Annotated in this window: 29 protein-coding genes and 2 tRNA genes; 23 read left to right on the forward strand and 8 right to left on the reverse strand. The window is 69.6% G+C overall.

The window, feature by feature from the left end:
• Window positions 1-67: 67 nt before the first annotated feature.
• The 3 genes from HWV07_RS09490 to HWV07_RS09495 form a co-directional block, all read right to left on the reverse strand.
• Window positions 68-141, reverse strand: a tRNA-Phe gene (locus HWV07_RS09490).
• Window positions 142-205: 64 nt separating this feature from the next.
• Window positions 206-331, reverse strand: coding sequence for a hypothetical protein (locus tag HWV07_RS19910; protein ID WP_281362339.1), 126 nt, complete (start codon window positions 329-331; stop codon window positions 206-208).
• A 54-nt stretch (window positions 332-385) separates the two neighbouring features.
• A tRNA-Val gene (locus HWV07_RS09495) sits at window positions 386-457 on the reverse strand.
• An 85-nt stretch (window positions 458-542) separates the two neighbouring features.
• On the opposite strand from HWV07_RS09495, the gene HWV07_RS09500 reads away from it, so the two are divergent.
• The 4 genes from HWV07_RS09500 (at window position 543) to HWV07_RS09515 (ending at window position 4727) form a co-directional block, all read left to right on the forward strand.
• Window positions 543-1115, forward strand: a complete 573-nt coding sequence (locus HWV07_RS09500; RefSeq protein WP_211694264.1) for a DUF192 domain-containing protein — start codon at window positions 543-545, stop codon at window positions 1113-1115.
• Window positions 1116-1190: 75 nt separating this feature from the next.
• Window positions 1191-1727 carry a DUF192 domain-containing protein gene (locus HWV07_RS09505; RefSeq protein WP_178334069.1) on the forward strand — a complete coding sequence of 179 codons (537 nt, stop codon included), beginning with the start codon at window positions 1191-1193 and terminating at the stop codon, window positions 1725-1727.
• A gap of 93 nt (window positions 1728-1820) precedes the next feature.
• A complete protein-coding gene (locus HWV07_RS09510; protein ID WP_178334070.1) occupies window positions 1821-3764 on the forward strand; it encodes an ABC transporter ATP-binding protein in 1944 nt (647 codons plus the stop codon).
• A gap of 93 nt (window positions 3765-3857) precedes the next feature.
• Window positions 3858-4727, forward strand: coding sequence for an ATP-grasp domain-containing protein (locus tag HWV07_RS09515; RefSeq protein WP_178334071.1), 870 nt, complete (start codon window positions 3858-3860; stop codon window positions 4725-4727).
• A 78-nt stretch (window positions 4728-4805) separates the two neighbouring features.
• On the opposite strand, the gene HWV07_RS09520 is transcribed toward HWV07_RS09515, so the two are convergent.
• The gene (locus HWV07_RS09520; protein ID WP_178334072.1) at window positions 4806-5180 is read right to left on the reverse strand and encodes an Hsp20/alpha crystallin family protein; all 375 of its coding nucleotides are present in this window, start codon (window positions 5178-5180) and stop codon (window positions 4806-4808) included.
• Window positions 5181-5445: 265 nt separating this feature from the next.
• On the opposite strand from HWV07_RS09520, the gene HWV07_RS09525 reads away from it, so the two are divergent.
• Both HWV07_RS09525 and HWV07_RS09530 read left to right on the forward strand, forming a co-directional pair.
• On the forward strand, window positions 5446-5769 hold the full coding sequence (locus HWV07_RS09525) for a hypothetical protein (protein ID WP_178334073.1): 324 nt from the start codon (window positions 5446-5448) through the stop codon (window positions 5767-5769).
• Between the two features lie 255 nt (window positions 5770-6024).
• Window positions 6025-6162, forward strand: coding sequence for a hypothetical protein (locus HWV07_RS09530; RefSeq protein WP_178334074.1), 138 nt, complete (start codon window positions 6025-6027; stop codon window positions 6160-6162).
• A gap of 97 nt (window positions 6163-6259) precedes the next feature.
• On the opposite strand, the gene HWV07_RS09535 is transcribed toward HWV07_RS09530, so the two are convergent.
• Window positions 6260-7276 (reverse strand): type II glyceraldehyde-3-phosphate dehydrogenase, encoded by a 1017-nt coding sequence (locus tag HWV07_RS09535; RefSeq protein WP_178334075.1) that lies wholly within the window; start codon window positions 7274-7276, stop codon window positions 6260-6262.
• 225 nt (window positions 7277-7501) lie between these two features.
• On the opposite strand from HWV07_RS09535, the gene HWV07_RS09540 reads away from it, so the two are divergent.
• The 6 genes from HWV07_RS09540 (at window position 7502) to HWV07_RS09565 (ending at window position 13135) form a co-directional block, all read left to right on the forward strand.
• Complete coding sequence (locus HWV07_RS09540) at window positions 7502-9037, forward strand: long-chain-fatty-acid--CoA ligase (RefSeq protein WP_211694266.1); 1536 nt, start codon at window positions 7502-7504, stop codon at window positions 9035-9037.
• A gap of 45 nt (window positions 9038-9082) precedes the next feature.
• Window positions 9083-10066 carry an aminopeptidase gene (locus HWV07_RS09545; RefSeq protein WP_178334076.1) on the forward strand — a complete coding sequence of 328 codons (984 nt, stop codon included), beginning with the start codon at window positions 9083-9085 and terminating at the stop codon, window positions 10064-10066.
• A gap of 87 nt (window positions 10067-10153) precedes the next feature.
• On the forward strand, window positions 10154-10804 hold the full coding sequence (locus HWV07_RS09550; protein ID WP_178334077.1) for an HVO_0476 family zinc finger protein: 651 nt from the start codon (window positions 10154-10156) through the stop codon (window positions 10802-10804).
• A gap of 4 nt (window positions 10805-10808) precedes the next feature.
• Window positions 10809-11462 (forward strand): protein-L-isoaspartate(D-aspartate) O-methyltransferase, encoded by a 654-nt coding sequence (locus HWV07_RS09555; protein ID WP_178334078.1) that lies wholly within the window; start codon window positions 10809-10811, stop codon window positions 11460-11462.
• A 1-nt stretch (window position 11463) separates the two neighbouring features.
• Window positions 11464-12372 carry a class I SAM-dependent methyltransferase gene (locus HWV07_RS09560; protein ID WP_178334079.1) on the forward strand — a complete coding sequence of 303 codons (909 nt, stop codon included), beginning with the start codon at window positions 11464-11466 and terminating at the stop codon, window positions 12370-12372.
• 22 nt (window positions 12373-12394) lie between these two features.
• Entirely contained in the window at window positions 12395-13135 is a 741-nt protein-coding gene (locus tag HWV07_RS09565) for a protein-L-isoaspartate O-methyltransferase family protein (protein WP_178334080.1), read from the forward strand.
• A gap of 20 nt (window positions 13136-13155) precedes the next feature.
• On the opposite strand, the gene HWV07_RS09570 is transcribed toward HWV07_RS09565, so the two are convergent.
• A complete protein-coding gene (locus HWV07_RS09570) occupies window positions 13156-13605 on the reverse strand; it encodes an Ig-like domain-containing protein (protein WP_178334081.1) in 450 nt (149 codons plus the stop codon).
• Window positions 13606-13684: 79 nt separating this feature from the next.
• On the opposite strand from HWV07_RS09570, the gene HWV07_RS09575 reads away from it, so the two are divergent.
• From HWV07_RS09575 to HWV07_RS09590, 4 genes are all read left to right on the forward strand, one after another.
• Window positions 13685-14041, forward strand: a complete 357-nt coding sequence (locus HWV07_RS09575; protein ID WP_178334082.1) for a fluoride efflux transporter FluC — start codon at window positions 13685-13687, stop codon at window positions 14039-14041.
• Window positions 14041-14382, forward strand: a complete 342-nt coding sequence (locus HWV07_RS09580; protein ID WP_178334083.1) for a fluoride efflux transporter FluC — start codon at window positions 14041-14043, stop codon at window positions 14380-14382. Before HWV07_RS09575 ends, HWV07_RS09580 begins: the two co-directional genes overlap by 1 nt.
• 80 nt (window positions 14383-14462) lie before the next feature.
• Window positions 14463-15260, forward strand: a complete 798-nt coding sequence (locus HWV07_RS09585) for a cyclase family protein (protein WP_178334084.1) — start codon at window positions 14463-14465, stop codon at window positions 15258-15260.
• Window positions 15257-16225: a fumarylacetoacetate hydrolase family protein gene (locus tag HWV07_RS09590; RefSeq protein ID WP_178334085.1), complete on the forward strand. Its 969-nt coding sequence runs from the start codon at window positions 15257-15259 to the stop codon at window positions 16223-16225. The genes HWV07_RS09585 and HWV07_RS09590 overlap by 4 nt, the downstream gene beginning before the upstream one ends.
• Here the strand turns inward: HWV07_RS09590 and HWV07_RS09595 are convergent.
• Complete coding sequence (locus tag HWV07_RS09595) at window positions 16222-16821, reverse strand: HalX domain-containing protein (RefSeq protein ID WP_178334086.1); 600 nt, start codon at window positions 16819-16821, stop codon at window positions 16222-16224. The two genes, HWV07_RS09590 and HWV07_RS09595, sit on opposite strands and share 4 nt — an antisense overlap.
• A 375-nt stretch (window positions 16822-17196) precedes the next feature.
• Here HWV07_RS09595 and HWV07_RS09600 point away from each other — a divergent pair, with 375 nt between their 5' ends.
• The 3 genes from HWV07_RS09600 (at window position 17197) to HWV07_RS09610 (ending at window position 19893) form a co-directional block, all read left to right on the forward strand.
• The gene (locus HWV07_RS09600; RefSeq protein WP_178334087.1) at window positions 17197-17406 is read left to right on the forward strand and encodes a heavy-metal-associated domain-containing protein; all 210 of its coding nucleotides are present in this window, start codon (window positions 17197-17199) and stop codon (window positions 17404-17406) included.
• Window positions 17407-17637: 231 nt separating this feature from the next.
• Window positions 17638-18945, forward strand: coding sequence for a carboxylate--amine ligase (locus tag HWV07_RS09605; RefSeq protein WP_178334088.1), 1308 nt, complete (start codon window positions 17638-17640; stop codon window positions 18943-18945).
• Window positions 18946-19497: 552 nt separating this feature from the next.
• Window positions 19498-19893, forward strand: coding sequence for a hypothetical protein (locus tag HWV07_RS09610; protein ID WP_178334089.1), 396 nt, complete (start codon window positions 19498-19500; stop codon window positions 19891-19893).
• Here HWV07_RS09610 and HWV07_RS09615 read toward each other — a convergent pair.
• A complete protein-coding gene (locus tag HWV07_RS09615; RefSeq protein ID WP_246279865.1) occupies window positions 19862-21256 on the reverse strand; it encodes a DUF389 domain-containing protein in 1395 nt (464 codons plus the stop codon). The two genes, HWV07_RS09610 and HWV07_RS09615, sit on opposite strands and share 32 nt — an antisense overlap.
• A 225-nt stretch (window positions 21257-21481) precedes the next feature.
• Here HWV07_RS09615 and HWV07_RS09620 point away from each other — a divergent pair, with 225 nt between their 5' ends.
• The 4 genes from HWV07_RS09620 to HWV07_RS09635 all read left to right on the forward strand — a co-directional run bounded on the left by HWV07_RS09620 (window position 21482) and on the right by HWV07_RS09635 (window position 24552).
• Window positions 21482-21913, forward strand: a complete 432-nt coding sequence (locus tag HWV07_RS09620) for a hypothetical protein (RefSeq protein ID WP_178334091.1) — start codon at window positions 21482-21484, stop codon at window positions 21911-21913.
• 230 nt (window positions 21914-22143) lie between these two features.
• Window positions 22144-23067: an ABC transporter substrate-binding protein gene (locus HWV07_RS09625; protein WP_178334092.1), complete on the forward strand. Its 924-nt coding sequence runs from the start codon at window positions 22144-22146 to the stop codon at window positions 23065-23067.
• Window positions 23068-23089: 22 nt separating this feature from the next.
• Entirely contained in the window at window positions 23090-23788 is a 699-nt protein-coding gene (locus tag HWV07_RS09630; RefSeq protein ID WP_178336039.1) for an ABC transporter permease, read from the forward strand.
• Window positions 23785-24552, forward strand: a complete 768-nt coding sequence (locus HWV07_RS09635; RefSeq protein WP_178334093.1) for an ABC transporter ATP-binding protein — start codon at window positions 23785-23787, stop codon at window positions 24550-24552. The genes HWV07_RS09630 and HWV07_RS09635 overlap by 4 nt, the downstream gene beginning before the upstream one ends.
• Window position 24553 lies beyond the last annotated feature (1 nt).

Here is a 24553-nt window from a genome sequence, read left to right on the forward strand (position 1 = left end):
CGGGTCGGGAGCGTTTTCACTGCTCGCGGTCTCGGTCGCTCCGCTCCCTCGACGACTCGCAGGAAAATGCCGCCTCCCCGATTTGAACGGGGGACAGCTCGATCTTCAGTCGAGTGCTCTCCCAGTCTGAGCTAAGGCGGCTCGCAGACGAACCGAGGCCGAGGCTATCAAAAAGGGTTTCGAAAGTCGCTGCCCGGCGCGGCGGTCAGATGAGGAAGACGTCCGCGGAGTCGAACCGCCGGCCGCAGTTCTTGCAGACGTACTCCACGCCGTCCTCCGAGACCAGTTGGCCGCCGCACTCCGGACAGTCCGACCCAGCGCGTCCTGACATTACGTGTTAGTCGGTGGCGACGGCTGATAGGCCTTTCGCGGCCGCAGAAGCGAGTGGGCACGGATGGAATCGAACCATCTTCTCGTCCTTGTAAGGGACGCGTCATAGCCACTAGACCACGCGCCCGCACCGGGACGGAATCGGCCCGAGCGGATAACGCTTACTCTCCGTCGCGGAACGCTTAGGGTCGCCCGCGACGATATCCCGGAGCGTGACCTCACTTCGCACCCTCGCGACCGCCCTCCTCCTCGTCGTGGCTCTCCTCGCGACCGGCTGCGTCACCCCCTTCGACGCCGGCGATTCGTCGACGCCGACCGCCGAGACGCCGGCGACGCAGACGGCCACGCCGACGCCCTCGCCGTCACCCCCGCCGGCGGCACACGAGGGGTACGACCAGACCACGGTGACCGTTCTCGACGCCGAGACCGACGCGGAACTCGGACGCGTCGAGGCCGCCGTCGCGGACAACAGCTCGCTCCGCTACACCGGCCTGAGCGACACCGAGGAGCTTCCGGCGGACCGCGGGATGCTGTTCGTCCACGAGCGAGAGCGCGACCTCACCTACGTGATGCGGAAGATGGACTTCGGCATCGACATCGTCTTCGTCGCCGAGAACGGTACCATCACGTCGACCCACCACGCGACCGCACCCGGCCCCGACGAGGACGGCAACGACCAGGGCTACTCGGGGACCGGCCGCTACGTCCTCGAGGTGAACTACGAGTGGACCGCCGAGCGGGGTATCGAGGCCGGCGACCGCGTGGAGTTCGAGCTCCCGGAGTGAGGCGGCGCGCCGGGGGCGGGTGACGCCGCCCGCGCGTCGGCAGCCTTTTCGCGGCCGCCGCCGTTCGCCCGGTCGATGCGGTCCCGCACGCCCGGCTACGCACTCACGGCCGTCGCCGTCGCCGTCGCGCTGCTGTACCTCGGCGTCGCGACGGGCCTGCTCGTCCCGTACCTCGGCGGCTACGACCCCGCGGAGCCGGGCGACTACGACCACACCACAGTCACGGTCGTCGACGACGCGACGGGCGAGGAACTCGGCACCGTCGAGGCCGCCGTCGCCGACAGCTTCCGGACGCGGTACGTCGGTCTGAGCAACACCGACGAACTACCCGCGGACCGTGGGATGCTGTTCGTCCACGACGACGCCGACCGGCGGACCTACGTGATGCGGAACATGGACTTCGGGCTCGACATCGTCTTCGTCGCCGAGAACGGCACCGTCACGACCATCCACGAGGCGCCGGCGCCGGGGGACGACGAGGACGGCGGCGACCAGCAGTACAGCGGCAGGGGCACGTACGTCCTCGAGGTCAACCGCGGCTGGAGCGACGCACGCGGCGTCGAGGAGGGCGACCGGGTCGCCATCGAGGGCTACGTCGAGATCGATCAGTGATCGGCCCCGCGTCTTCGACAGCGTCGACAGCCGGAGCCCGCGGTTCCGGCCGCTGGGCCAAGCGTTATACTGACCGGACGGTCAGTTAGGGTAATGGCGGAGTACGGGCTGGACGGGGACGACGACCCATTCGAGGAACAGCGGGCCAACGCCGAGAACCCGATGCAGCGGCTGTTCGCCGAGTACGGCGCGCAGAACCGCCTGGCGTTCGTCGTCGGCGTCGTCGCGAGCATCGCCGCCCGGCTCCTGGACCTCCTGCCGCCCGTCCTGCTCGGGCTGGCGCTGGACGCGATCTTCCGGAACGACAGGGCGTTCGCGCTCTGGCTCGTCCCCGAGGCCTGGACCCCGACGACGCCCGACGGGCAACTGTACCTCGTCGTCGCACTCATCGCGGGCGCGTTCTTCTTCGGCGCCGGGTTCCACTGGCTGCGCAACTGGGGGTTCAACGCCTTCGCCCAGCACATCCAGCACGACATCCGGACGGACACCTACGACACGATGCAGCGGCTGAACATGGACTTCTTCGCCGACAAGCAGACCGGCGAACTGATGTCCATCCTCTCGAACGACGTCAACCGCCTCGAGCGGTTCCTCAACGACGGGCTGAACTCCGCGTTCCGGCTCGTCGTCATGGTCATCGGCATCGCCGGCATCCTCTTCTACCTCAACTGGCAGCTGGCGCTGGTCGCGCTGTTGCCCGTCCCGCTCATCGCGGGCTTCACCTACCTCTTCATCCAGATCATCCAGCCGAAGTACGCCGAGGTGCGCTCGACGGTCGGCACCGTGAACTCGCGGCTGGAGAACAACCTCGGCGGCATCCAGGTCATCAAATCGAGCAACACGGAGTCCTACGAGAGCGAGCGCGTCGACGACGTCTCGGGCGACTACCTGGACGCCAACTGGGACGCCATCGAGACCCGCATCAAGTTCTTCCCCGGGCTGCGCGTCCTCGCCGGGGTCGGCTTCGTCCTCACGTTCCTCATCGGCGGCGTCTGGGTGCTGACCACCGAGACCACCGGCGGCGCCCCGGGGCCGTTCACCCGGCCGCTGTACGCCGGCGAGTTCGTCACCTTCATCCTGTTGAACCAGCGGTTCATCTGGCCGATGGCGCAGTTCGGGCAGATAATCAACATGTACCAGCGGGCGTACGCCTCCGCCGAGCGCATCTTCGGGCTGATGGACGAACCCGACCGCCTCGCCGTCGACCCCGGCGCCGAACCGCTGACGGTCGACGACGGCCGCGTCGAGTACGACGACGTCACCTTCGGCTACGACGACGAAGAGGAACCCGTCGTCGCGGACGTCGACTTCGAGGTCGAGGGCGGCGAGACGCTCGCGCTGGTCGGCCCCACCGGCGCCGGCAAGTCGACCGTCCTCAAGCTCCTGTTGCGGCTCTACGACGTCGACGACGGCGCGATACGCATCGACGGCCAGGACGTCCGGGGCGTCACGCTCCCCTCGCTGCGCCAGCACGTCGGCTACGTCGGCCAGGACACGTTCCTGTTCTACGGCACCGTCGAGGAGAACATCACCTACGGCGCCTTCGACGCCGACCACGAGTCGGTCGTCGAGGCCGCCAAGGCCGCGGAGGCCCACGAGTTCATCACCAACCTCCCGGACGGCTACGACACCATGGTCGGCGAGCGCGGTGTCAAGCTCTCCGGCGGCCAGCGCCAGCGCATCTCCATCGCCCGCGCCGTCCTCAAGGACCCCGAGATACTGATCCTCGATGAGGCCACCTCGGACGTCGACACCGAGACGGAGATGCTCATCCAGCGGAGCCTCGACCGCCTCACCGCCGACCGCACCACCTTCGCCATCGCCCACCGACTCTCGACCATCAAGGACGCCGACACCATCGTCGTCCTCGAGGGCGGCCGGATCGTCGAGCGCGGCACCCACGACGAGCTCCTGGAGAACGACGGGCTGTACGCCCACCTCTGGGGCGTCCAGGCCGGCGAGATCGACGAGCTGCCCGAGGAGTTCATCGAGCGAGCCGCGAAGCGGCAGGCCCGCACCGAGACGGACGACGACTAGCCGGCGGTCGCCGACCGTTCAGGCGCAGCCAGCCCCACGGCGTACCGGTCGCCGGACCTGCGGATTCAAGACGACGCCGGCCCACGCACACCCATGCTCAGGTTGGCGGTGGCGACGAACGCGGAGACCCTCGAGCGCATCCGCGACCCGCTCGCGGACCAGGACATCCGCGCCGAGCACGTCCCGACCCGCGAGCGCGCCCAGCCGCTGGACGAACCGCTCGCCGACGGGGCCTTCGACGCCGGGTTCGTCTACCCGCCGCGACTGATGGAGGGCGGCGTCGCCGACGCGATACTCGGCGTCCCGTGGGTGAACGACCGGGAGGCGGTCCTCCGGAGCCGGAACAAGGCCGAGACGCTGGCGCGGCTCCGGGCGGCCGACGTCCCGACGCCCGAGTCCGCCTACGTCTCCAGTCCCGTCGGCGAGTCCGAACTGGCGGCGGTCTTCGAGCGGTTCGACCCGCCGGTCGTCGTCAAGCCCAACTCGACGACCCGCGGCGTCGGCGTCGCGAAGGCCCACGACCTCGACTCCTTCCTCGGCGTCTGCGACTACCTCTCGCTGATCCACGACTTCCGCGCGACCGGCGACCGGTCGTTCCTCGTCCAGGAGTACCTCCCGGACGCCCGCGACTACCGGGCGATGGTGGTCGACGGCGAGTACGTCGGCGCGGTCGAGCGGCGGCTCCCCGACGGCGAGCGCGCGGCCGGCCGCTGGAAGCACAACGTCCACCGCGGGGCGACGGCGGAGGGCGTCGAACTCCCCGACGCCCTCCGGCGGCTCGCGGAGGACGCCGCCGCGGCCCTGGAGATCGACTGGCTGGGCGTCGACCTGCTCGTATCCGGCGAGCGGGCGGTGGTCAACGAGACGAACGCGCGGCCGACCGTCGACGCGGCGACGAAGTACGAACCGGGGTTCTACGACCGGCTGGCGGGGCTGATACGGACGACGGCGCGGCAGGAGTAGCGAAAGCGAGACGGACGACCGCGGGACACGGGGCGCGAAGAAGACGGAAGCGGAGTCGGCTGCGGGACGCGGACCGGGTCAGGACAGGTCGATGTTCGCGGAGCTGCCGGTGCGGTCGAGGGTGATCTCGAGGATGCCGTTGTTGAACGTCGCCTTCGCGGAGTGCTCGTCGACGCGGGTCGGGAGCTCGATGCGCTCCTCGTAGTCGCTGCGGTCGGTCGACGCCGAGATCGTGACGTGCCGGCCGTCGCACTTGATGTCGATGGCCTCCTTGGAGACGCCCGGCATGTCGGCTACGACGCGGATCTCGTCGTCCTCCTCGTAGATGGAGACGTGGGCGTCGCTGCCGAAGCCGGCGTTGCCGCCGGCCACACCGCCCGTCATCTCCTCCATCATCCGCTCTATCTCGCTGAAGATGTCGTCGAAGGGGTCGTCGCGGTCGTCCCGGCGCATGGGCGTGGGTACGAGAGTCCGCATGAAAAGCCTTCTGTCGGTGGCACGTTTCGATACCGTTCCGCCGCCGACCGCCCGAGAGGAACCCGGAGGAGACGGCCCGAGACGGCCGCTCTGACGTCCCGGGGTCGCGTCGGCGCATGCACTCCGGCGAGGGCGAGACGTGGGTCCACCGGCCGCCGTCAACCCCATCGAGGCGGGACCGTCAGACGCCTGGCTGACGGACCTTTTTGTAGTATCTCGGCCAAGAGACCACTCCCAGACCATGTCGCAACGGGACACTCCCGACGAGGACCCTCCTCACGACGACCACGTCCCCATCGAGGTGAGCGTGGACGCGGAGGACGAGCAGCCGGCCGTGGAGTCGAACACGAGAATCGACATCCTGGTGGAGAAAGAGGCGTACCCGACCGCCAGGCTCGACGACGGCCGATACGTGGCGTGGTGGTTCACGCCGGACGCGCCGGCCATCGACGACCCCGCCGCGAGCGAGTGGGTCGCCGCGCCGACGCGCTTCCTCGCCGCCGGGACGCTCCACGAACTGTGGGAGAACCCCTCGGCCCTCGAGTCGCTGCCCGCGCAGGGCTAGTCCCCGTTCCATCTCCGTTTTCGCGGCCGTGACGACGTCGGCCTTGCGAGCCCTGCCTGTGCTTACTCTGTTACAACGGTACCGTAAAACCTGGCGCCGGTAGTTCGAAGAGGCCGTTACACTGGGCCGCTAAGCCCCACGGAGACCGTAACGCTCGCTTAGCGACCCCCCGTCGCGACCGTGTCCGGCAACGATTGCCGCATCTACACTAACAATCATGAGGTTTAATACTGTCGAGCCGATACCCATAGGTAGATGACGAACGATGAAATCGAGCCGATGGTTCCCGTGATGCCTCGACAAACGTCCACCTCCGGCGTCGTCGCGGACGGTGGCCGCCAGAAGCGCTACGAGGCGCCAGAGGTAGAGGCGCCCCTCGTCCCCCAGTTCTGAGTCCGTCGCTGTTCTCGGCCAGTTCTTCGACGTTCGCCAGCCGCGCGGCCGGCGAGTTCGGCACGCGGCAAGAAGCGAGTTCGTCGCGGTCGTCGGCCTAGAACCCGACGCCCATCGCCTCGTTCGTCCGGTCGATCGACTCCTGGGCGTCGGCCTCGCCGAGCACGGCGCGGATGGCGTCGACGTTCTCCGGGACGACGTCGGACTCCTGGTGGATGGCCTGGAAGAGGTAGAGGTCGTCGCCCTCCATGGAGATCGACTCCTCCCAGATGCAGTTCTCCCAGATGTCCGCCCGCGGGCGGTCGCGGTCCTGGGCGTACTCCTTGAGCGCGCCGGCGCCGTCGATGCCGGAGTCCGCCTGGATCATGAACGTCCGGCTCTGCTCGCGGAGCAGGTCGGCGACCTCGCTGGCGTCGGGCGTCGTCTCCAGGGTGACGTTGACCGAGTGGGTGTGCATCAGCGTCGCCGGCACCTTCAGCCCGAGCGTGTCGATCGAGAGGTCCGGGAAGATGGTGTTGACGTCCGGGCCGTGGTGGCTCGGCAGCGTCACCGGGTTCGGCAGGATGTCGTTGATCGGGCCGCGGCCGCTCTGGGCGGGGTCGCCGCCCCGACGGACGAGCGTGATGCGGGCCTTCTCGACACCGTACTCCTCCTGCAGCGGCGCGAGCAGTCGCGACAGACCGGTCGTGTTACAGGAGACGACGCGGACGTGGTCGGCGCCCTCCGCGTCGGCGAAGTTCGACCGCGCGTTGAACGAGACGTCGACCATGTCGGCGTCCTCGCCGCCCTGGTAGAGCGCGGGCGTGTCGTACTCCTCGTAGAGGGACTTGTTCTCCTCGCCGATGCCGGAGGGGCAGGCGTCGACGACGACGTCGGCCGCGTCGACGAGTTCGTCGACGGTCCCGGCCAGTTCGATGCCGGCGTCCTCGAAGAGCTCGATGCGCTCCTCGATGGCGGCGTACAGCGGGTAGCCGTTCTCGACGGCCAGCTCCGCCTCGTGGTTGGGGCTGGTCTTCGCGACGCCCACGAGTTCCATGTCGGGCTGGAGCGTGACGGCGTCGGCGACGCGCTTGCCGATAGTCCCGTAGCCGTTGACCGCGACCTGGATGGTCATACTCTGATATCTCTCGGCGACCCGAATAACCATTTCTCTCCTAACCAACAGTTCGTGCCCCGTTGACGCGTGACAGTAATCGTCCAGTACCGGCGTCGTGACGGCATAGGCGTCGGGGCCGGCTTCTCGCCGAATCGTTGTGGGCCGAGCGGAACAGGGACCTCCTCGACTGCCGGCCGACCCCCGAACCGTTAACTCCCCGGGGCCGTACTGTGTGTTATTCTCATGCAACCGACGCTGGCAGACACCCTCGAGTTGACCGCAGACCGGTACCCCGAGAAGGAGGCGCTCGTCTACCCCCGGAAGGACCAGTCGTACACCTACGCCGAGTTCGACGAGCGGGCGACCCGGCTGGCGAACGCCCTGGCCGACCTCGGCGTCGGGAAGGGCGATCGCGTCTCGACGATGCTGTACAACGGCAGCGAGATCGTCCTGACGGCGTACGCCTGCGGGAAGCTCGGCGCCGTCTTCAACCCGCTGAACTACCGCCTTCCGGCGGGCGAGGTGGAGTTCATCTGCAACGACGCCGGCTCGAGCGTCCTCCTCTTCGAGGCCGACACCCGCGAGGCCGTCGAGGGCGCCCGCGAGGACCTCGAGACCGTCGAGGAGTTCGTCTACGTGGACGAGGACGGTCCCGAGTACGCCCGTGACTTCTACGCGATGGTCGAGGCGGCCCCGGCGGAACCACCGTCGACCGTCGTTAACGCCGACGACGTCTACGCGTTCATCTACACCTCGGGAACCACGGGCCGTCCGAAGGGGGTCGTCCACGAGCACCGCGACATGGTCGAGCACTCGCTCATCTGCGTCGCCGAGGGCGGCATCCGCAAGGACGACGTCGGGCTCTCGGCGCTGCCGCTGTACCACTGCGCGGAGCTACACGCGAACCTCTTCCCGCGCGTCCACGTCGGCGCGACGAACGTCGTCCACCACGAGTTCGACCCGGCGGCGGTGCTGCAGGCGGTCGACGAGCACGACGTGACGCTGTTCTTCGCCGCACCGACCGCCTGGAACGGCCTGGTGCAGGCGGCCGACGCCGTCGACGCCGACACCACCTCGCTCCGGCTCGGCTTCTACGGCGCCTCCCCGATGCCGAAGGACGTCCTCGACGCCTGCATGGACCGCTTCTGCGAAGATTACCTCCAGGCCTACGGCATGACAGAGATCGGCCCCTGCGGGACGTTCCAGCACCCCGACGAGCAGCTCTCGAAGCAGGGCTCGGCGGGGCTGCCCGCGCTGAACCACGACCTCCGGATCGTCGAACCCGGCGCCGCGCCGGACGCCACCGTCGAGCGCGGCGAGATCGGCGAGATCCTCCTGGCCGGCCCCTGCACCATGCGGGAGTACTGGAACCGGCCGGAGGCGACCGCCGAGTCGCTGCGCGAGTACGGCGGCGTCGAGTGGTACTACTCCGGCGACCTCGGCTACCGCGACGAGGACGGCTACCTCTTCGTCGTCGACCGGAAGGACGACATGATCATCTCCGGCGGCGAGAACGTCTACCCGACGGAGGTCGAGGACGTCCTCTTCTCGCACCCCGACGTCGTCGAGGCCGCCGTGGTCGGCCAGCCCGACGAGGAGTGGGGCGAACTCGTCGTCGCCTACGTCGTCGGCGACGTCGACGGCGAGACGCTGGACGCCCACGTCCGCGACAGCGACGACCTCGCCGACTTCAAGCGGCCCCGCGAGTACCACCTCGTCGAGGAGCTGCCGAAGAACCCCAGCGGGAAGGTCCAGAAGTTCAAGCTCCGCGAGGAGTGACCGACGACAGGAACGAATATCCGGCGGCCCGTCGAACCACGGGCCATGAGCGACTCCGACGTACTCGAGATACAGGACTCCGACGCCGTCGCCGCCGCGGCCGAGACGGCCGTCCAGCAGTGTCTGGACGTACAGGCGGGCGAGACCTGCGTGGTCGTCACGGACGACAAGCGCCGCCCCATCGGCGAGGCGCTGTACGAGGCCGCCCTCGAGGCCACCGAGGACGCGGTCGTCGTCCGCTACCCGCCGGGGCCCCAGCACGGCGCCGAACCGCCCGCGCCGGTCGCCGCCGCGCTGGCGTCGGCCGACGCCTTCCTCGCGCCGACGACGAAGAGCCTGAGCCACACCCGCGCCCGCTCGGACGCCACGGACCAGGGTGCCCGCGGCGCCACCCTCCCCGGCATCACCGAGGAGGTGTTCACCACCGGGCTCGACGCCGACTACGAGGCCATCGCCGCGGAGTGCGAGTCGATGCTCGAGGAGGTCGTCGGTGCCCACGAGATCCGCGTCCGGTCGCCGCAGGGGACCGACATCACCTTCGAGCTGGGCGACCGCGTCTGGCAGGACGACACCGGCATCGTCCACGAGGACGGCGCGTTCTCGAACCTGCCCGCGGGCGAGGTGTTCGTCAGCCCCGAGTCCGCCGACGGCACCTACGTCGTCGACGGGACCATCCGCCCGCACGGCCTGCTCGACGACGGCCAGACGGTCGCCTTCGAGGTCGAGGACGGCTACGTCACCGACATCGGCGATGACGCCATCCGCGCGGACGTCGAGGAGGCCGCCGACCAGGTCGGGCAGAACGCCTACAACCTGGCGGAGCTCGGCATCGGGACCAACATCGGCGTCACGGAGCTCGTCGGCAGCGTCCTGCTGGACGAGAAGGCCGGCGGCACCGTCCACATCGCGCTCGGCGACGACGCCGGCATCGGCGGCGACAACGACGCGCCCATCCACCTCGACGGCATCCTCCGGGAGCCCTCCGTCTTCGTAGACGGGGAGGAGATCGACCTGCCGACCGTCCGATGACGGGGCGACCTGCAGTCCCGGCGTGAGGGTCGGCCACCTGAGACGCGGAGCCGCGCGCTTATACGTCCCGACCGAAAAGTACCTCCAATGAGTCAACAGCGCGTCGCGGTCCGCTGTCCGTCCTGCTCGCCGGGGGCGGAGACCGCCCACGAGGTCCTCAACGAGGGCGGACAGGCGACCGTCCGGTGCGGGGAGTGTAGCCACGTCCACAAGACGACCATCCAGGAGGAGTCCCGGGTCGACCGCCGGGTCATCGTCTCCCAGGAGGACGAGTCGACGGAGGCGCGGATCGACATCCCGCCGGCCGAGGAGCTGTCGACGGGTGACGAGTTCCTCGTCGAGACCGACGAGGCCATCCTGACGGCGCGGGTCACGTCCCTGGAGCTCACCGACGGCTCGCGGGCCGACGAGGCGTCCGCCGAGGACGTCAAGACGCTGTGGACCCGCGCGGTCGGCAACGTCGCGGTGAACCTGACGCTGCACCCGAAGGACGGCGGCCACGATGAGACGCGGAGCGTGAAGATCCAGGTGCCGGGCGACGAGAAGTTCGTCGTCGGCGAAGTCCAGGAGTACGGCGGCGAGGAGTTCACCGTCGAGCGCATCCTCGTCCGCGACGACGCCACGAACTACCACCGCGAGGGGTACGACCACGACGGCGACTTCGCGCTGGCGAAGGACTGCAAGCGCGTGTACGCACGCGACGAGAACGCACAGCAGCGGGCGTGGTCCGGGTGGTGAGCCGATGTTCGGACGCGACTCCGGTCCCGACGACTTCGAGACCCGACGCGAGCGGATGGTCGAGGGGCTCGCCGAGTCCGGCCGCGTCGAGCGACCGGAGACCATCGAGGCGCTGAAGACGGTCCCGAGACACGAGTTCGTCCCGGAATCCCGCCGCGAGAGCGCCTACGCCGACCGGCCGCTGCCCATCGGCAACGACCAGACCGTCTCGGCACCGCACATGGTCGGCATCATGTGCGACCTTCTGGAACTCTCGCCGGGCGACCAGGTCCTCGAGATCGGCACGGGCTGCGGCTACCACGCCGCCGTCACCGCCGAGATCGTCGGCGACGGCAACGTCTACAGCGTCGAGTACCACGCCGACCTCGCGGAGGACGCCCGGCGCCGGCTCGACCGCCTCGGCTACGACGTCAACGTCCGCGTCGGCGACGGCCACGCGGGCTGGCCCGAGCACGCCCCCTTCGACGCGGCGTACCTCACCTGCGCGGCCCCGGAGCTGCCGGACCGGGTCGTCGACCAGCTCCGCGTCGGCGGCGTCGTCCTCGCCCCGATCGGTCGCGGCCGACAGACGCTCGTCAGGGCGACGAAGACGGACGACGGCCTGCGCCGCGAGGACCACGGCGCCGTCCGGTTCGTCCCGATGCAGGGCGGGGAGTGAGATGCCCACCCAGGACCGCTCCGAGCCGGGGTGGCGCGGAATCGCGCTCCCGTGGGCCGCCCGGCGCTGCGGCGCCCTAGAGGCACTGGCGACGAGTTCGGGCACGCCTGAGGACATCGCCGAAGCGACGGGCGTCGACGAGGACGCGGCGGAACGGCTCGTCGCCGCACTCGAATCCGAGGGGTTCCTCGCCCGCGTCGGCGACGAGTACGAACCGACGAACCGGCTGCTCGGCTTCCTGACGAAGACCGACCTCCGCTCGATCGGTCGGCTCCCGGCCGAACTCGACGCCTTCGACCGGTGGGTCGCCCTCCCTGGGACGGTGGCCGGCAAGGCGCCGCCGGAGCCGCCCGACGCGCTCCGGAACCGGCTCGGCCGAGAAGCGGCGGCCGACGAGACGCGCGTCCGCTCGGAGGTGACGACGGCCGTCTACGCCGCCCCGGACGGCGAGCGCGTCGTCGTGGTCGGCGACGGTCCCGGCAGGCGCGCCGTCGAGTTCCACGAGCGCGGGTGGGACGTGACGCTGCTCGATTCCGAGGCGCGGATCGACGCGGTCGAACCCCTGCTCCGCCGTGAGGCCGTCGAGTTGCGCGGCGGTGACCCCACCGACCTGCCGGACTGCGACCTCGCGGTCTTCGTCGGGACGCTCTCGGAACGCGACGCCGACGGCGCGCGGGCAGTCGTGGAGGCGGCCGGTCGGGCGTCGCCGGCCGCGGTCTTCCTGGACGCGTTCCACGGGGAGACCGACGGCGCGGCGCTGGCGGACGTCGACCGGCTCGCGACCGGTGCCGGACGCGTCCACGACGCCGAGACGGTACGGTCGTGGGTGGCCGATTCCTTCGGCGACGCGGCGATGGAACCCGTACCCGGGAGCCCGATGTCGGCGGCCGTCGGGCGCGCGATTCAATAGGCTGCGGCACGATTTTCGAGCTATGGACCCCGCGGTACTGCGCGACGACATGGTCGACAGCCTCGAACACGAGGCCAAGGCCGTCGTCCGCTCCGAGGACGTCAGCGTCGCGATGCGGGAGGTGCCGCGCGAGCCGTTCGTGGAGGACGACTCGGTCGCCTATGCCGACCGCTCCTTCGAGCGCCTCGGCACGCGCGTCCTCTCGCCGAGCGCCGCCGGCCGGCTGCTGGAGGCCCTCCGGGTCGAACCGGGCGACGACGTGCTCGTGGTCGGCGCCGGCGTCGGCTACACCGCCGCCGTCATCGCCGAGATCGCCGGCGAGGCGAACGTCCACGCCGTCGATATCACCCGCCGTCTCGTCTACGAGGCGCGCTCGAACCTCGCGGAGGCCGGCTACCCCGGCGTCCTCGTCGACTGCCGCGACGGCGCCCAGGGGCTGCCCGATTACGCACCCTACGACCGCATCCTCGTGGAGGCCGCCGCCGTCGATCCCCCGCGGCCGCTGCTCGAGCAGCTGGCGGACGGCGGCCGGCTCGTCATGCCCGTCGGCACGGGCGGCCAGGAGCTCGTCGCCATCGAGGACGGCGAGACCGTCGCCGAGTACGGCACCGTCGTCTACCACCCGATGCTCGTCGAAGGCGAGCAGGCCGACACTATCGAGCGCAACCGCACCCACCGCGAGGACCGCGAGCACGCCCGCCGCGCCGCGGAGCGTCGCAAGGGCTGGGAGCAGCAGTGGATCGACTGGGACGACCGACTGTAGCGCCGGGGCGACCACACCGCTCACCGCGATTCGACGACGAGCAGCGCCGTGTTCTCCCGCTCGTCGGCGTACTCGCTACCGGCCGGCGGCTTGACGTCGAACTCGACGGTGCCGTCCCGCTGGTTCGCCGCGAGTTCCGGCGACAGCGTCAGTTCCGCCGTGCCGTTCTCGCCGGTCGTCGCGGTCTCGACCCCGTCGAGCCGCGCCGACCCGCCGCGGGCGACGACCGTCGCGCCGGCGACGCCCCGGCCCTCGGGGTCGACGACGGTCACCTCGACGGTGCGGTCGCCGGGTTCGACCACCTCTGGCTCGGGGCGGACGTCGAGTTCGGTGACCGCGAGCCCGGAGATGCTCGAGAGCATGCTCATCATCACCGAGAGGCTGGCGACGCCGACGACGAGCGCGATGACCAGCCGGATCGGCAACCCCTCGATACCCCGCCGGTCGTCGCGGAACCGGTGTTCGGACATGGGGACGCTGGCCGCGCTCCGGTACAAGAACCTTCGCCCGAACCGGAAGACACCTGACGGCCGCGGCGGAGGAGCGACCATGGAACGGCGGGCGGCGGCGCTGGTCGCGGCCGGCGGCTTCGCGGGCGCGCTGAGTCGCCACGCCGTCGCCGTCGCGCTCCCCGGGGGCTTCCCCTGGGGGACGCTGGCGGCGAACGTCGCCGGCGCGTTCGTCCTCGGGCTGGTGGTGTACGGGACCGCCGAGCATGGCCGCATCTCGGCCGCCGCTCGGCGGTTCGTCGCGACGGGCTTCCTCTCGTCGTTCACGACCTACAGCACGTTCGCCGCCGAGACGAGCGCGCTCGACCCGCGGCTGGCGGCCCTCAACGTCGCCGCCAACTACGGCCTGGGGCTGCTGGCGGTGCTGCTCGCCCGTGGGGTGATCCGGTGGCGCTGATGAGTGCGCTGGCTGTCGGCGTCGGCGGCTCGGCGGGGGCGCTCGCACGGTACGCCGTCGGCGACTGGGTCGAACGCCGGGCGCTCGACACGCTGGCGGTCAACGTCATGGGGAGCTTCCTGCTCGGGGTCGTCCTCGGTACCGGGGTCGGCGGCTCCGCGTTCCTCGCCGCCGCCGTCGGGTTCTGCGGCGCGTTCACCACGTTCTCCTCGTTCGCGGTGGAGACAGTGCGGCTGGCCGAGGATGGCGAGACCGTTGTGGCTGTCGGCAACGCCCTGGGGACGCTCGCCCTCGCGCTCGTCGCCGTGATCGTCGGGTCCGCTTTCGGCGGCCTGCTCTAACTCAGTGGCATTAGTGCAGAGGGATGCGTCCCATCCAGCACGGCCATAGATATACGTGGGTTGCTCGCGCGTACCACAGTATGTTCCAGGACGCGACGCTCGTCGACCTCAGCATCGGCATCGAGGACGGGGCGGCGAGCGAACCCGACCCCGCGAGCATCGACCGGATGGACCACCGCGAGGGCGCCGAGTGGCTGGCCCAGAACCTGCAGGCGATGGGCCAGGACGTCGAGGCCGACGACTTCCCGGACGGCACGTCGCTGGCCTGGGAGGAGGTCCACGCGATCACGCACACGGCCACCCACATGGACGCGCCGTACCACTACGGCGCCGAGAGCGGCGGCGAGCCGGCGCGGACCATCGACGAGGTGCCCCTGGAGTGGGGCCTCGGCGAGGCGGTCGTCCTCGACGTGCGCCACCTCGACGCCGGTGCGGAGATCGGCGTCGACGACGTCGAGGGCGCGCTCGACGACCTCGACCACGAGCTCTCCGAGGGCGAGATCGTCCTGATCCAGACCGGCGCCGACGAGCTGTGGGGGTCGGCGGAGTACCTGACGCAGTTCCCCGGGATGGGCCGGGAGGCGACCCTGTGGCTGGTCGAGCGGGGCGTCCGGGTCATCGGCACGGACGCCTACGGCTTCGACAAGCCGTTCCTCGAGATGGGTCGGCGGTTCGAGGAGACCGGCGACCCCGGGGAGCTGTGGCCGGCGCACCTCGCGGGTCGCGAGCGGGAGTACTGCCAGATCGAGAAGATGGCGAACCTCGACGAGCTGCCGCGGAAGACGAACGTACCGCTGGTGGCGTTCCCGATCGTCGTCGAGGACGGGAGCGCCGGCTGGGTGCGCCCGGTCGCCGTCTTCGAGGAGGGGGCAGCATGAAGCTCGCGACCTTCGAGGTCGAGACCGCGGTGGGACCGCAGCGCCGCGTCGGCGTCGTCGACGGTCACGGCGCGCTCGTGGACGTGACGGCCGCCTACGCCGCGTCGCTCGAATCGGCCGGCGAGGCCGACCCGGTCGGGGTCGCGGAGACGCACGCGCCCGCAGAGATGCGGTCGTTCCTCGCGCGGGGCGACCGCGCGCTCAACGCGGCCCGAGACGCCCTGGAGTTCGTCCGGTCGAGCGACGTCGACCGCGGCCCGACGGGCGGCCGCCTGCGCTTCGACGAGGAGGAGGACGGCGTCCGGCTGCTGGCGCCGCTGCCCCGGCCGAACTCCATCCGGGACTTCATGGCGTTCGAGGAGCACGTCAAGAACAGTCTGGGCGAGGAGCCCCCGGACGTCTGGTACGACGTCCCGGTCTACTACAAGGGCAACCCCGACACGGTCGTCGGACCGGACGCGACGGTCGAGTGGCCGGACTACTCGAACCAGATGGACTACGAACTCGAGGTCGCGGCCGTGATCGGCAAGCGCGGCAGCGACATTCCGGTTGAGGAGGCCGACGACTACATCGCCGGCTACACGGTGTTCAACGACTTCAGCGCCCGCGACACGCAGATGCGGGAGATGCAGGGTCGCCTGGGGCCGGCGAAGGGCAAGGACTTCGCGAACGCCCTCGGCCCCTACCTCGTCACCGCCGACGAGTTCGACCTGGCGGACGCGTCGATGACAGCGACGGTCGACGGCGAGACGTGGTCGGAGGGCACCCCCGGCGAGATGCACCACTCCTTCGCCGACATCGTCGCGCACGTCTCCCAGAGCGAGCCGCTGCAGCCGGGCGACGTGCTGGGCAGCGGCACCGTCGGCGAGGGCTGCGGACTCGAACTGGGGCGGTTCCTCGAGTCGGGCGATAGGGTGGCCCTGACGGTCGAGGGCATCGGGACGCTGGAGAACACGGTCCGCTAGATCGACCGGCCGGCGGCGTTCGGCGAGCCGTCGGCGTTCAGCTGCCGGAGCTCGACCTCGAGGTCGCGGACGGAGAGCTGCTCTGTCGTCCGGTGGAGCTCGTCGCGGAGCTCCTCGAGCTCGACTTCGAGGTCGGCGTAGGCCTCGCTCTCGTCGAGTTCGTGGGCGCTCTTCTGGGACTGCAGCGCCGCCCGCTTCGAGGCCAGCGCGAAGAACTCCTGGAGCTGGCGGTCGTAGGTGGACCGCGAGACGAGCGACTCGACGACCTCGGTGAGGTCGCCGTGGCGGATCGGCTTGACGATGTACTCGTCGAACCCCATCTCGATGATGTCGAAGTCGGGCTCGACGGCGGTCACCATCGCGACGCGGCACTCGTAGCCCTCGCTGCGGACGTACTCGAGCACCTCGTCGCCGGAGATGGTCGGCATCAGCCGGTCGATCAACGCGACGTCGACCGACTCGTCGAGTGCCTCGATCGCGCCCTCGCCCCCGTAGGCCGTCCGCACCTCGTAGTCGCTCTCGAGCCAGGCCGCATAGAGGTCCGCGAGGTCCCGCTCGTCGTCGACGACCAGCACCGTCTGTGTATCTTCGGTCATGTACGTCTCGTTGTCCCGAGGGAGACGGCCGGGACTGATAGCCGTTTGGACCGTTCTCTACGATGAAACTCACCGCGGTCGGGCCGACGACCACGGCGAGGAGGAGTGTCGTTCGAGAGCCATACTCCGGTGCTGACGCCGAACCCGTTTCGTTCGGTCATGACCTTCGAGCATTGCCGCCACGGCGGGTTCACTGTTCGGACTATAGAATTAGGTAATCGGTAACAAGGCGCGAGCGTAGACGGATAAGCGGGACTGGTGGCACCCAGTGCGTGAGAACCCGATAGAACGAGAGACGAGACTACTGCGGCCGCCCTGCGAATGCAGGCGCCGCCGTTATTCTGTCGACAGCGCTATTCAGCACGGTGACAACCCATGGCCGAGAGTAGGGAGACGTTCACGATCCGAGGTATCGACGACGACCACGAGAAGGAGGACATCAAGGACACGCTCAACCACCTCGACGGCGTCATGGAGACCGACGTCGACGACTCCGGGGAGGCGTCGGTCCGCTACGACGAGGACATCATCGGCGGCGAGGAGGTCGAACACCGGGTCCAGAAGATGGGCTACGACACGGAGTAGCTCGAGTGGGAGGCCGTCTCGCCAAACGTGGGTGACCCGCCGAAAGGCGATGTTGTTACCAGGTATAATAGCCTGCTAGGCGGAGTCCTCCTGGGGAGGAATCCATAGACGGCACACTCGTTACCACTCGTCAGTCCGATATCGTCGCCGACCGGGTTATGTCTGACAGTTGTCTCCGTAGTTACACCACAGGTGCCGATAACAAATTTTTACTAGTGGTTCGCGAGAAACATGGTTCCCGCACCGACCCCGGGGGGATCGGCGATTCCCGCAACCGGAACCGCGAGTAGCACCGCAGCCATCCGGTCGCTCGGCCGCGAGGGCGTCCGCACCCTCGCCTTCTCCGAACTGGAGTCTCCGCCGGGCTTCGCCTCGCAGTACTGCGACGAGACGACCGAGGTCCCCGACCCCACCGAGGACCTGACCGGGTACGAGAACGCCCTCCTCGAACTCGCCCGCCGCCCCGACGTCGACACCGTCCTGCCCTTCCGCGAACCCGACGTCTACGTCCTGGCCCGCAACAGGGGCGCCCTCGCCGCCCACGTCGGGACGCCCTGGCCGGACCTCGAGACGCTCCGTCGGGTCCAGGACCGCAAACTGCTCTTCGAGGCCGCCGACCGCGCCGACGTCCCGGCGCCGGTCACGCGGACCCTCGACGAGTGGCCCGTCCGGGACGGCGACGTCGTCGTCAAGCCCCGATACACCGTCCACGCCGCCGAGTACGCCGACCGCTTCCCCGTCAGCCACACCCAGTGGAGCACCACCAGGTACGTCTCGCCGGAGGACCGCCTCGACCACGAGGCGCTCACGGAGGCGATGGGCCACGTCCCGCTCGTCCAGGAGTTCGTCCCGTCGACCGACGAGTACGGGTTCTTCGCGCTGTTCGACCGCGGCGAGGCGGTCGCCACCTTCCAGCACCGCCAGCGCCGCGGCTGGAAGTACTGTGGCGGTCCGAGCGCCTACCGCGAGTCGGTCGACATCCCGGAACTCGAGGCCGCCGGGCTGCGGCTCCTCGAAGAACTGGACTGGCACGGCGTCGCCATGGTCGAGTTCCTCCGCGACCCCGAGACCGGCGAGTTCGAGCTGATGGAGGTCAACCCCCGGTTCTGGTTGTCGCTGCCCTTCACGATCCAGGCCGGCGTCGACTTCCCGGCTCTCTACTGGCGGCAGGCGACCGGGCGGCCGGTCGAGTCGGCCCCCGAGTACGACGTCGGCGTCGCCGGCCACCTGCTCCGCGGCGAGGCCCTCCACCTGCACAGCGTCCTCGCCGACGACTACCCGCTGGTCGACCGACCGTCGTTCGCGAGGACCGCCCTCTCGGTGGCGGGGTCGCTGCTCCGCCACCCCCGCTTCGACTACCTCAGCGCTCGCGACCCGGCGCCGTTCGTCAGGGACCTCGTCGAGACCTACCGCATCTACGCCGACGACTCGGAGCCGGATACCGCCGAAGTTCCGTCGAGGGCGCCCGGGGCGTCCGAGGGACCGACGGCGAAGGAGCCGAGCGAGTTCGCGACGGTCGGCGCGGAGTCCGACGACTGAGGGGACGAGTCTCGCGTGGCACTCCGCAGAGACTTCACGGTCGGGTCGGTCCCCCGACCGGCCACGATCTGTATAGCGCGGCCGCTGGTGCGGAGCAGTTGTGATGCAGAACGACGCACCGGTGAGGGTGCGTCACCACCTTCCGGTGGCCCATCCCGAGAACTGACGATCTACCCATGGATGACAGTACGGGATGGTGAGCGGGACCAGGGACTACAGGTACGTAAGTAAGAGCCACGTACCCTGTTACTAGTCCAATAACTGGACGACCGCACGAACTGGCCACGGGGCCTCGTCGACAGTCAGCGACCAGGCGACTGACCGCCCAGACCGACGGAACGCGGCTCGCTAGTGGTCTTCTAGGGTGGCCGGCGGGCCGTCTCCGAGGGATTAAGCACCGCGGAGCCGTCGCGTACGTGTAGACGCGTCGATACGTCTCGGTCGGCGGGTCGGCGGACCGGCCGTTCGGACGTCGACCCGGAGAGAACCACTGGACCGCGGACGCACTGCCACACCACTACGCCGACCGCAGGCGGATCTCACCCACACCAGATGAACACCCAACGAAGGTGGTCACTGTTCGTCGACGTCGCCGCGATCGTCTGGATCGTCCTGTTCGCGGTCGACGTGGCCGCCAGGTTCGACGTCGTCGCCCTCGCTTCGTCGACCACGACCGTCGTCCGCGGGGCCCTCCAGGCGCTGCTGGCGGTCTTCCTGCTGGACCTGGCGCTCCTCTACCGCTGGTCCGACCAACGGCCGCGGGCGTTCGTGCGGTCGAACTGGCTCCTGATCCTCACCGTCGTGCCGTGGTTCCGGCCGCTGCGGCTGGTACGGCTCGGCCGGAGCGTGCGGGCGCTCAAGGTACTGGCCGGGTCGCGCCGCGCCGGCTCGTTCCTCAACAAGGCCAGGCGGATGGCTAGACGCTACTGGCGCCGACTTCGCGAGTGACCCGCTGGCCGAACGCGCCGAGCCGGTCGAACAGCCGGGCGACCAGACTCGAGGACCGCGTCTCGCTCGGGTCGGGCTCGGCGCGCTCGACGTCCTGGAACTGGACGTTCACCGTCACGGGGCGACCGGTCGCCTCGCTGATCCGCGTCTGGAGCGTCTCGTCGAGGTCCTCGTAGGCGGCGTCGGTCGACCGGGTCACCGTCACCGTCACCGAGATGTCGCTCGAGAGGACGTTCATGTGGTTGTAGTCGGTCTGGACGGTGCCCAGGTCCAGCGAGCTGTACGCCGGGTCGTCCATGGTGGCCTGGACCTCCTGGTTGACGTCCTGCTCGAAGGCGACGTGCTGGTACGTTCCCGCGGCCGTCAGCGCGACCACGACGGCGAACAGGACGACGAGCAGCGCGTACCCGCCCGTCCGGGGCGAGACGACGAAGTCCTCGCGCAGCGACCGGATGACCGACGACCGGTAGCCCAGCGAGACGAGCGCGACGTACGCCGAGAGGTTGATGAACACGATGTTCATCAGAAGCAGGACGATCGCCCCGAGGACCATCAGGGGCTCGCCCCAGACGACGCCGATGCCCGCCGCCGACGCCGCGGGAACGATCGCCGCCGCGACCGCGACCCCGGCGATGGAGACGGGGAGGTCCGTCGCCAGCGCCAGCGCGCCGGCGAGGCCGGCGGCGATCGCGATCACCACCGTCAGGAGGTTCGGCGTGAGGAAGACGCTCACCTGCTCGACGCGGGCCACGACCAGCGACCCCGGGACGAACCCGGCCTGTCGGAGGAGGAGGCTCATCAGTATCGCGCCGACGAAGGCGACGAGCAGCCCGACGACCTGCGCCCGCGCGCTCTCGATGACCATCCCCCGGTCGCCGATGACCGTCCCGACGCTCGCCGACAGCGTCGAGCCCGCGAACGGCGCGATCACCATCGCGCCGACGATGACGATCGCGGAGTCCAGCAGGAGGCCGCCGACCGCGACGATGGCGCTCAGCGCCGCGAAGGCGACGTAGGTCGCGAACTCGGGTTTGAGGTCCTCCGCCCGCTCCCGGATCTCCGGGTGGGAGGCGCCACGGTCGCCCTTCGGTCCCTCGACGTAGCGGTCGGTCAGCTCCTCGACGTTGGGGATGTTGGCCCGTTCGACGTCCGTCACGACGGTGTAGGTGTCCTCGTCGAGGCCGGCGTCGTACAGTTGCTCGAGGACCGTCTCCACCGCACCGCCGGGGACTGGGATGTTCGCGACCGATCCGTCCCGGGAACCGACCTCGTCGACGAAGAGGTACTCGACGCCCATCTCGTCGAGGGCCGACTCGATGGCTACCCGGTCGTCACTGGGGACGAAAATCTCTATGAGCCGCACTGGAAAGGTGGTCGCGGAGGACCGACTTAGGTATCCAGACCCTACAGCCGACAGACGTTCGAGCTGGAACGGTCCGGTAACCATCCCCGATAAATCGACAAACGACGAGAGGACGCGGTCAGGCGCCCCTGCCCCTCTCGACACGCGCGCTCCTGGCCTCTGCACCACGTCTCCGCGCCGTCTCGGCGGGAAAACTACTTTGTTCAGCGAGACCTAGCGGGAATTATGGCATTCGGGACGTCGTCCCGTCCGCGTTTCTCGGTCGACCGCAGCGTCGCGGCCGTCGCAGCCGGCCTCTACCTCGTGCTCATGCTCTACCCGGTCACGCAGGCGGACTTCCCGGCCGTCGGGCTGCTCGCGGGCGTCCCGGTCGGCCTCGTCGTCGGCGTCCTGACGCCCCGGAGCGGCGACGAGCTGAACAACGCGCTCGTGGGGTGTGCCGTCGGCGCGGCGCTGGTCGTGATCCTCGGTGCCGCCTACGGGTCGTTCGTCTCCTGGCAGGTCGGGTTCCCCCTCGACTCGGTGCTCGCCGGACAGTTCGCCGTCTACGGCTTCTTCTACGGCGGATTCCTCTTCCCGCTCCACATCGCGGTCGCGATCCCCGTCGCCGTGCTCGTCCGCTCGGCGCGGCGGCGAACCCGGGCGAGGTTCGCCTGAGGAGGCGAGTCCCGCGGCGCGGATAGACGTCGTCCTCGACGGACTTCCGCGCGGCGACGTAACTGGAAGAAGGCACCCCTTCGGCCCGACCACCTCGTAGAGAGTCGCAATTTCAGGCATCCTCGACTCCCTTCGTCGCCTCTTCAGTTCTTACGCGCCCCCTTATATATAACGAGAACCGGTTACCCACCACCGGAAGCTATTTTTGGCGGCACTCCAACGGTGTTCCCATGCCGATACAACGCCGACAGTTCGTCTCCGCGCTGGGGGGCGGAGCACTCGCGGGGCTGGCGGGCTGTTCCCGGATCGGCGGCAGCAACGGCGAGCGACCCGGGGTTGCCGGCGAGACGCTCACGCTGACGACGACGACGAGCACGTACGACACGGGCCTCCTGGACGAACTCAACGCCCCGTTCGAGGACATGTACGGGGTCACCGTCGACGCCGTCGCCCAGGGGACCGGCGCCGCCCTGGAGACGGCGCGGAACGGCGATTCCGACGTGGTGATGGTCCACGCCCGGTCGCTGGAAGACGAGTTCATGCGCGAGGGCTACGGCATCAACCGCCGCGACCTCATGTTCAACGACTTCGTCATCGTCGGTCCTGAGGACGACCCCGCCGGCATCGAGGGGATGGGCTCCGCCGTCGACGCCTTCGCCACTATTGCCGGCGCCGAGGCGACGTTCGTCTCGCGCGGCGACAACTCCGGGACGCACACGAAGGAACTCGCCGTCTGGGACGAGGCCGGCGTCGAACCCGGCGGCGACTGGTACCGCGAGACCGGCCAGGGGATGGGAGAGGTGCTGAACATCGCGAACGAACAGGGCGGCTACACGCTCTCGGACCGGGGCACCTTCCTCTCCCAGCGCTCGGAGATCGACCTCACCATCCTCGTACAGGGACCGATCCGGGACGGCCCGGAGCTCCTCGCGAACCCCTACGGCATCCTGGCGGTGAACCCCGAGATCCACGACAACGTCAACTACGATCTGGCGATGGCCTACATCGGCTACGTCACGAGCCCCGACGCCCAGCAGACCATCGCGGAGTACGAGGCCGACGGCGAACAGCTGTTCTTCCCGCGGGCGCTCTCGGAGGAGCCGAACTTCCAGCAGTACGTTCCGGAAGGGTGGAGTGGGAACGCCACGGAGTGACCCACTGAACACCGTGTCCACGATGACCGCAGTCCCGCTGTTGTTCGAGTTCCCGTTCGAGGCGGTGTACATCCGGAGCATCATCCGGGTGTCGCTGTACGTCAGCACGGTCGCCGTCCTCCTGAGCACCCTCGTGAGCCTCCCGATCGCGCTCGTCGTCGGGTTCACCGACTTCCCCGGCAAGCGGTTCCTCACGGCGGTCATCAACACCGGGATGGGCTTTCCGAGCGTCGTCGTCGGGCTGCTGGTCCTCTTCGCCGTTTCGAACCAGGGACCGCTCGGCCAGTTCGGGCTCGTCTTCACGCCCGAGGCGATGATTCTCTCGCAGTTCGTCCTCGCGACGCCGCCGATCACGGCGATCAGCCTCGCGGCCATCGCCGGCGTCGACGGGAACGTCCGGTCGGCGGCCCACATTCTCGGCGGCACCCGGCTCGACGTCGCGCTGGTCACCATCAAGGAGGCCCGCTACGGTATCGCGACGGCGATCCTGGCCGGGTTCGGGCGGGCGATCAGCGAGGTCGGCTCCGTCCTGATCGTCGGCGGCAACATCGCCAGCGCGAACGGCGTCTCGAAGACCCGGACGCTGACGACGGCGATCCAGCTGGAGGCCCGCCAGGGCCGGTACGAGACGGCGATGTACCTCGGCGCCGTCCTCGTGGTGCTCGTCCTCCTCGTGAACGCCGTCGTTGTCCGTCTCGGGGACGGGAGGGTCCAGCGATGACGCTTCGAGCGGTCGACGTCTCCGTCTCCCACGGCGGAGAGGACGTCCTCCGAGGGGTCTCGCTCGACGTCGACGCGGGGGAGACCATCGCCGTCATCGGTCCATCGGGCGTCGGGAAGACCACGCTGCTGCGCGTCCTCGCGCTGTCGCTGCGGCCCGACGCCGGCACCGTCGCGTTCGACGGGGTCGAGCCCTGGGCGGTCGACGAGGCCGAGCGACTCGCCCAGCGGCGGCGCATCGGGATGGTGTTCCAGGAGGCGAGCCTCTTCGACGCGTCGGTCGCCCGGAACGTCGAGTACGGCCTCCGGATCCGCCGGTCGTGGCGCGACCGCCTCCGCGACGAACTCAGCTCGATCGTCCGGTCGAACGGGCGCGCCGACGCCGTCGAGGAGGCCCTGGACGTCGTCGGGCTCGCGGACGTCCCCGACCAGCACGCGGGGTCGCTGTCGGGCGGCGAGGCCCAGCGCGTCTCGTTCGCGCGGGCGCTCGCCTACGACCCCGACGTCCTCCTGCTGGACGAGCCGACGTCGGACCTCGATCCGCGCAACACGGCGGTCATCGAGAATGCGATCGGGGAGGCGCGGAACCGGGGCATCGGCGTCGTCGTCGCGACCCACGACATGCACCAGGCCGAGCGGGTCGCCGACCGGGTGGCGGTGCTGCTCGACGACGACATCGCCGAACTCGGCCCGACGGAGACGATCTTCGAGGACCCGACGGACGACCGCACCCGGAAGTTTATCTCCGGCGAATTGGTATACTGAG

This window comes from Natronomonas salina (assembly GCF_013391105.1).
GTDB lineage: Archaea > Halobacteriota > Halobacteria > Halobacteriales > Haloarculaceae > Natronomonas > Natronomonas salina.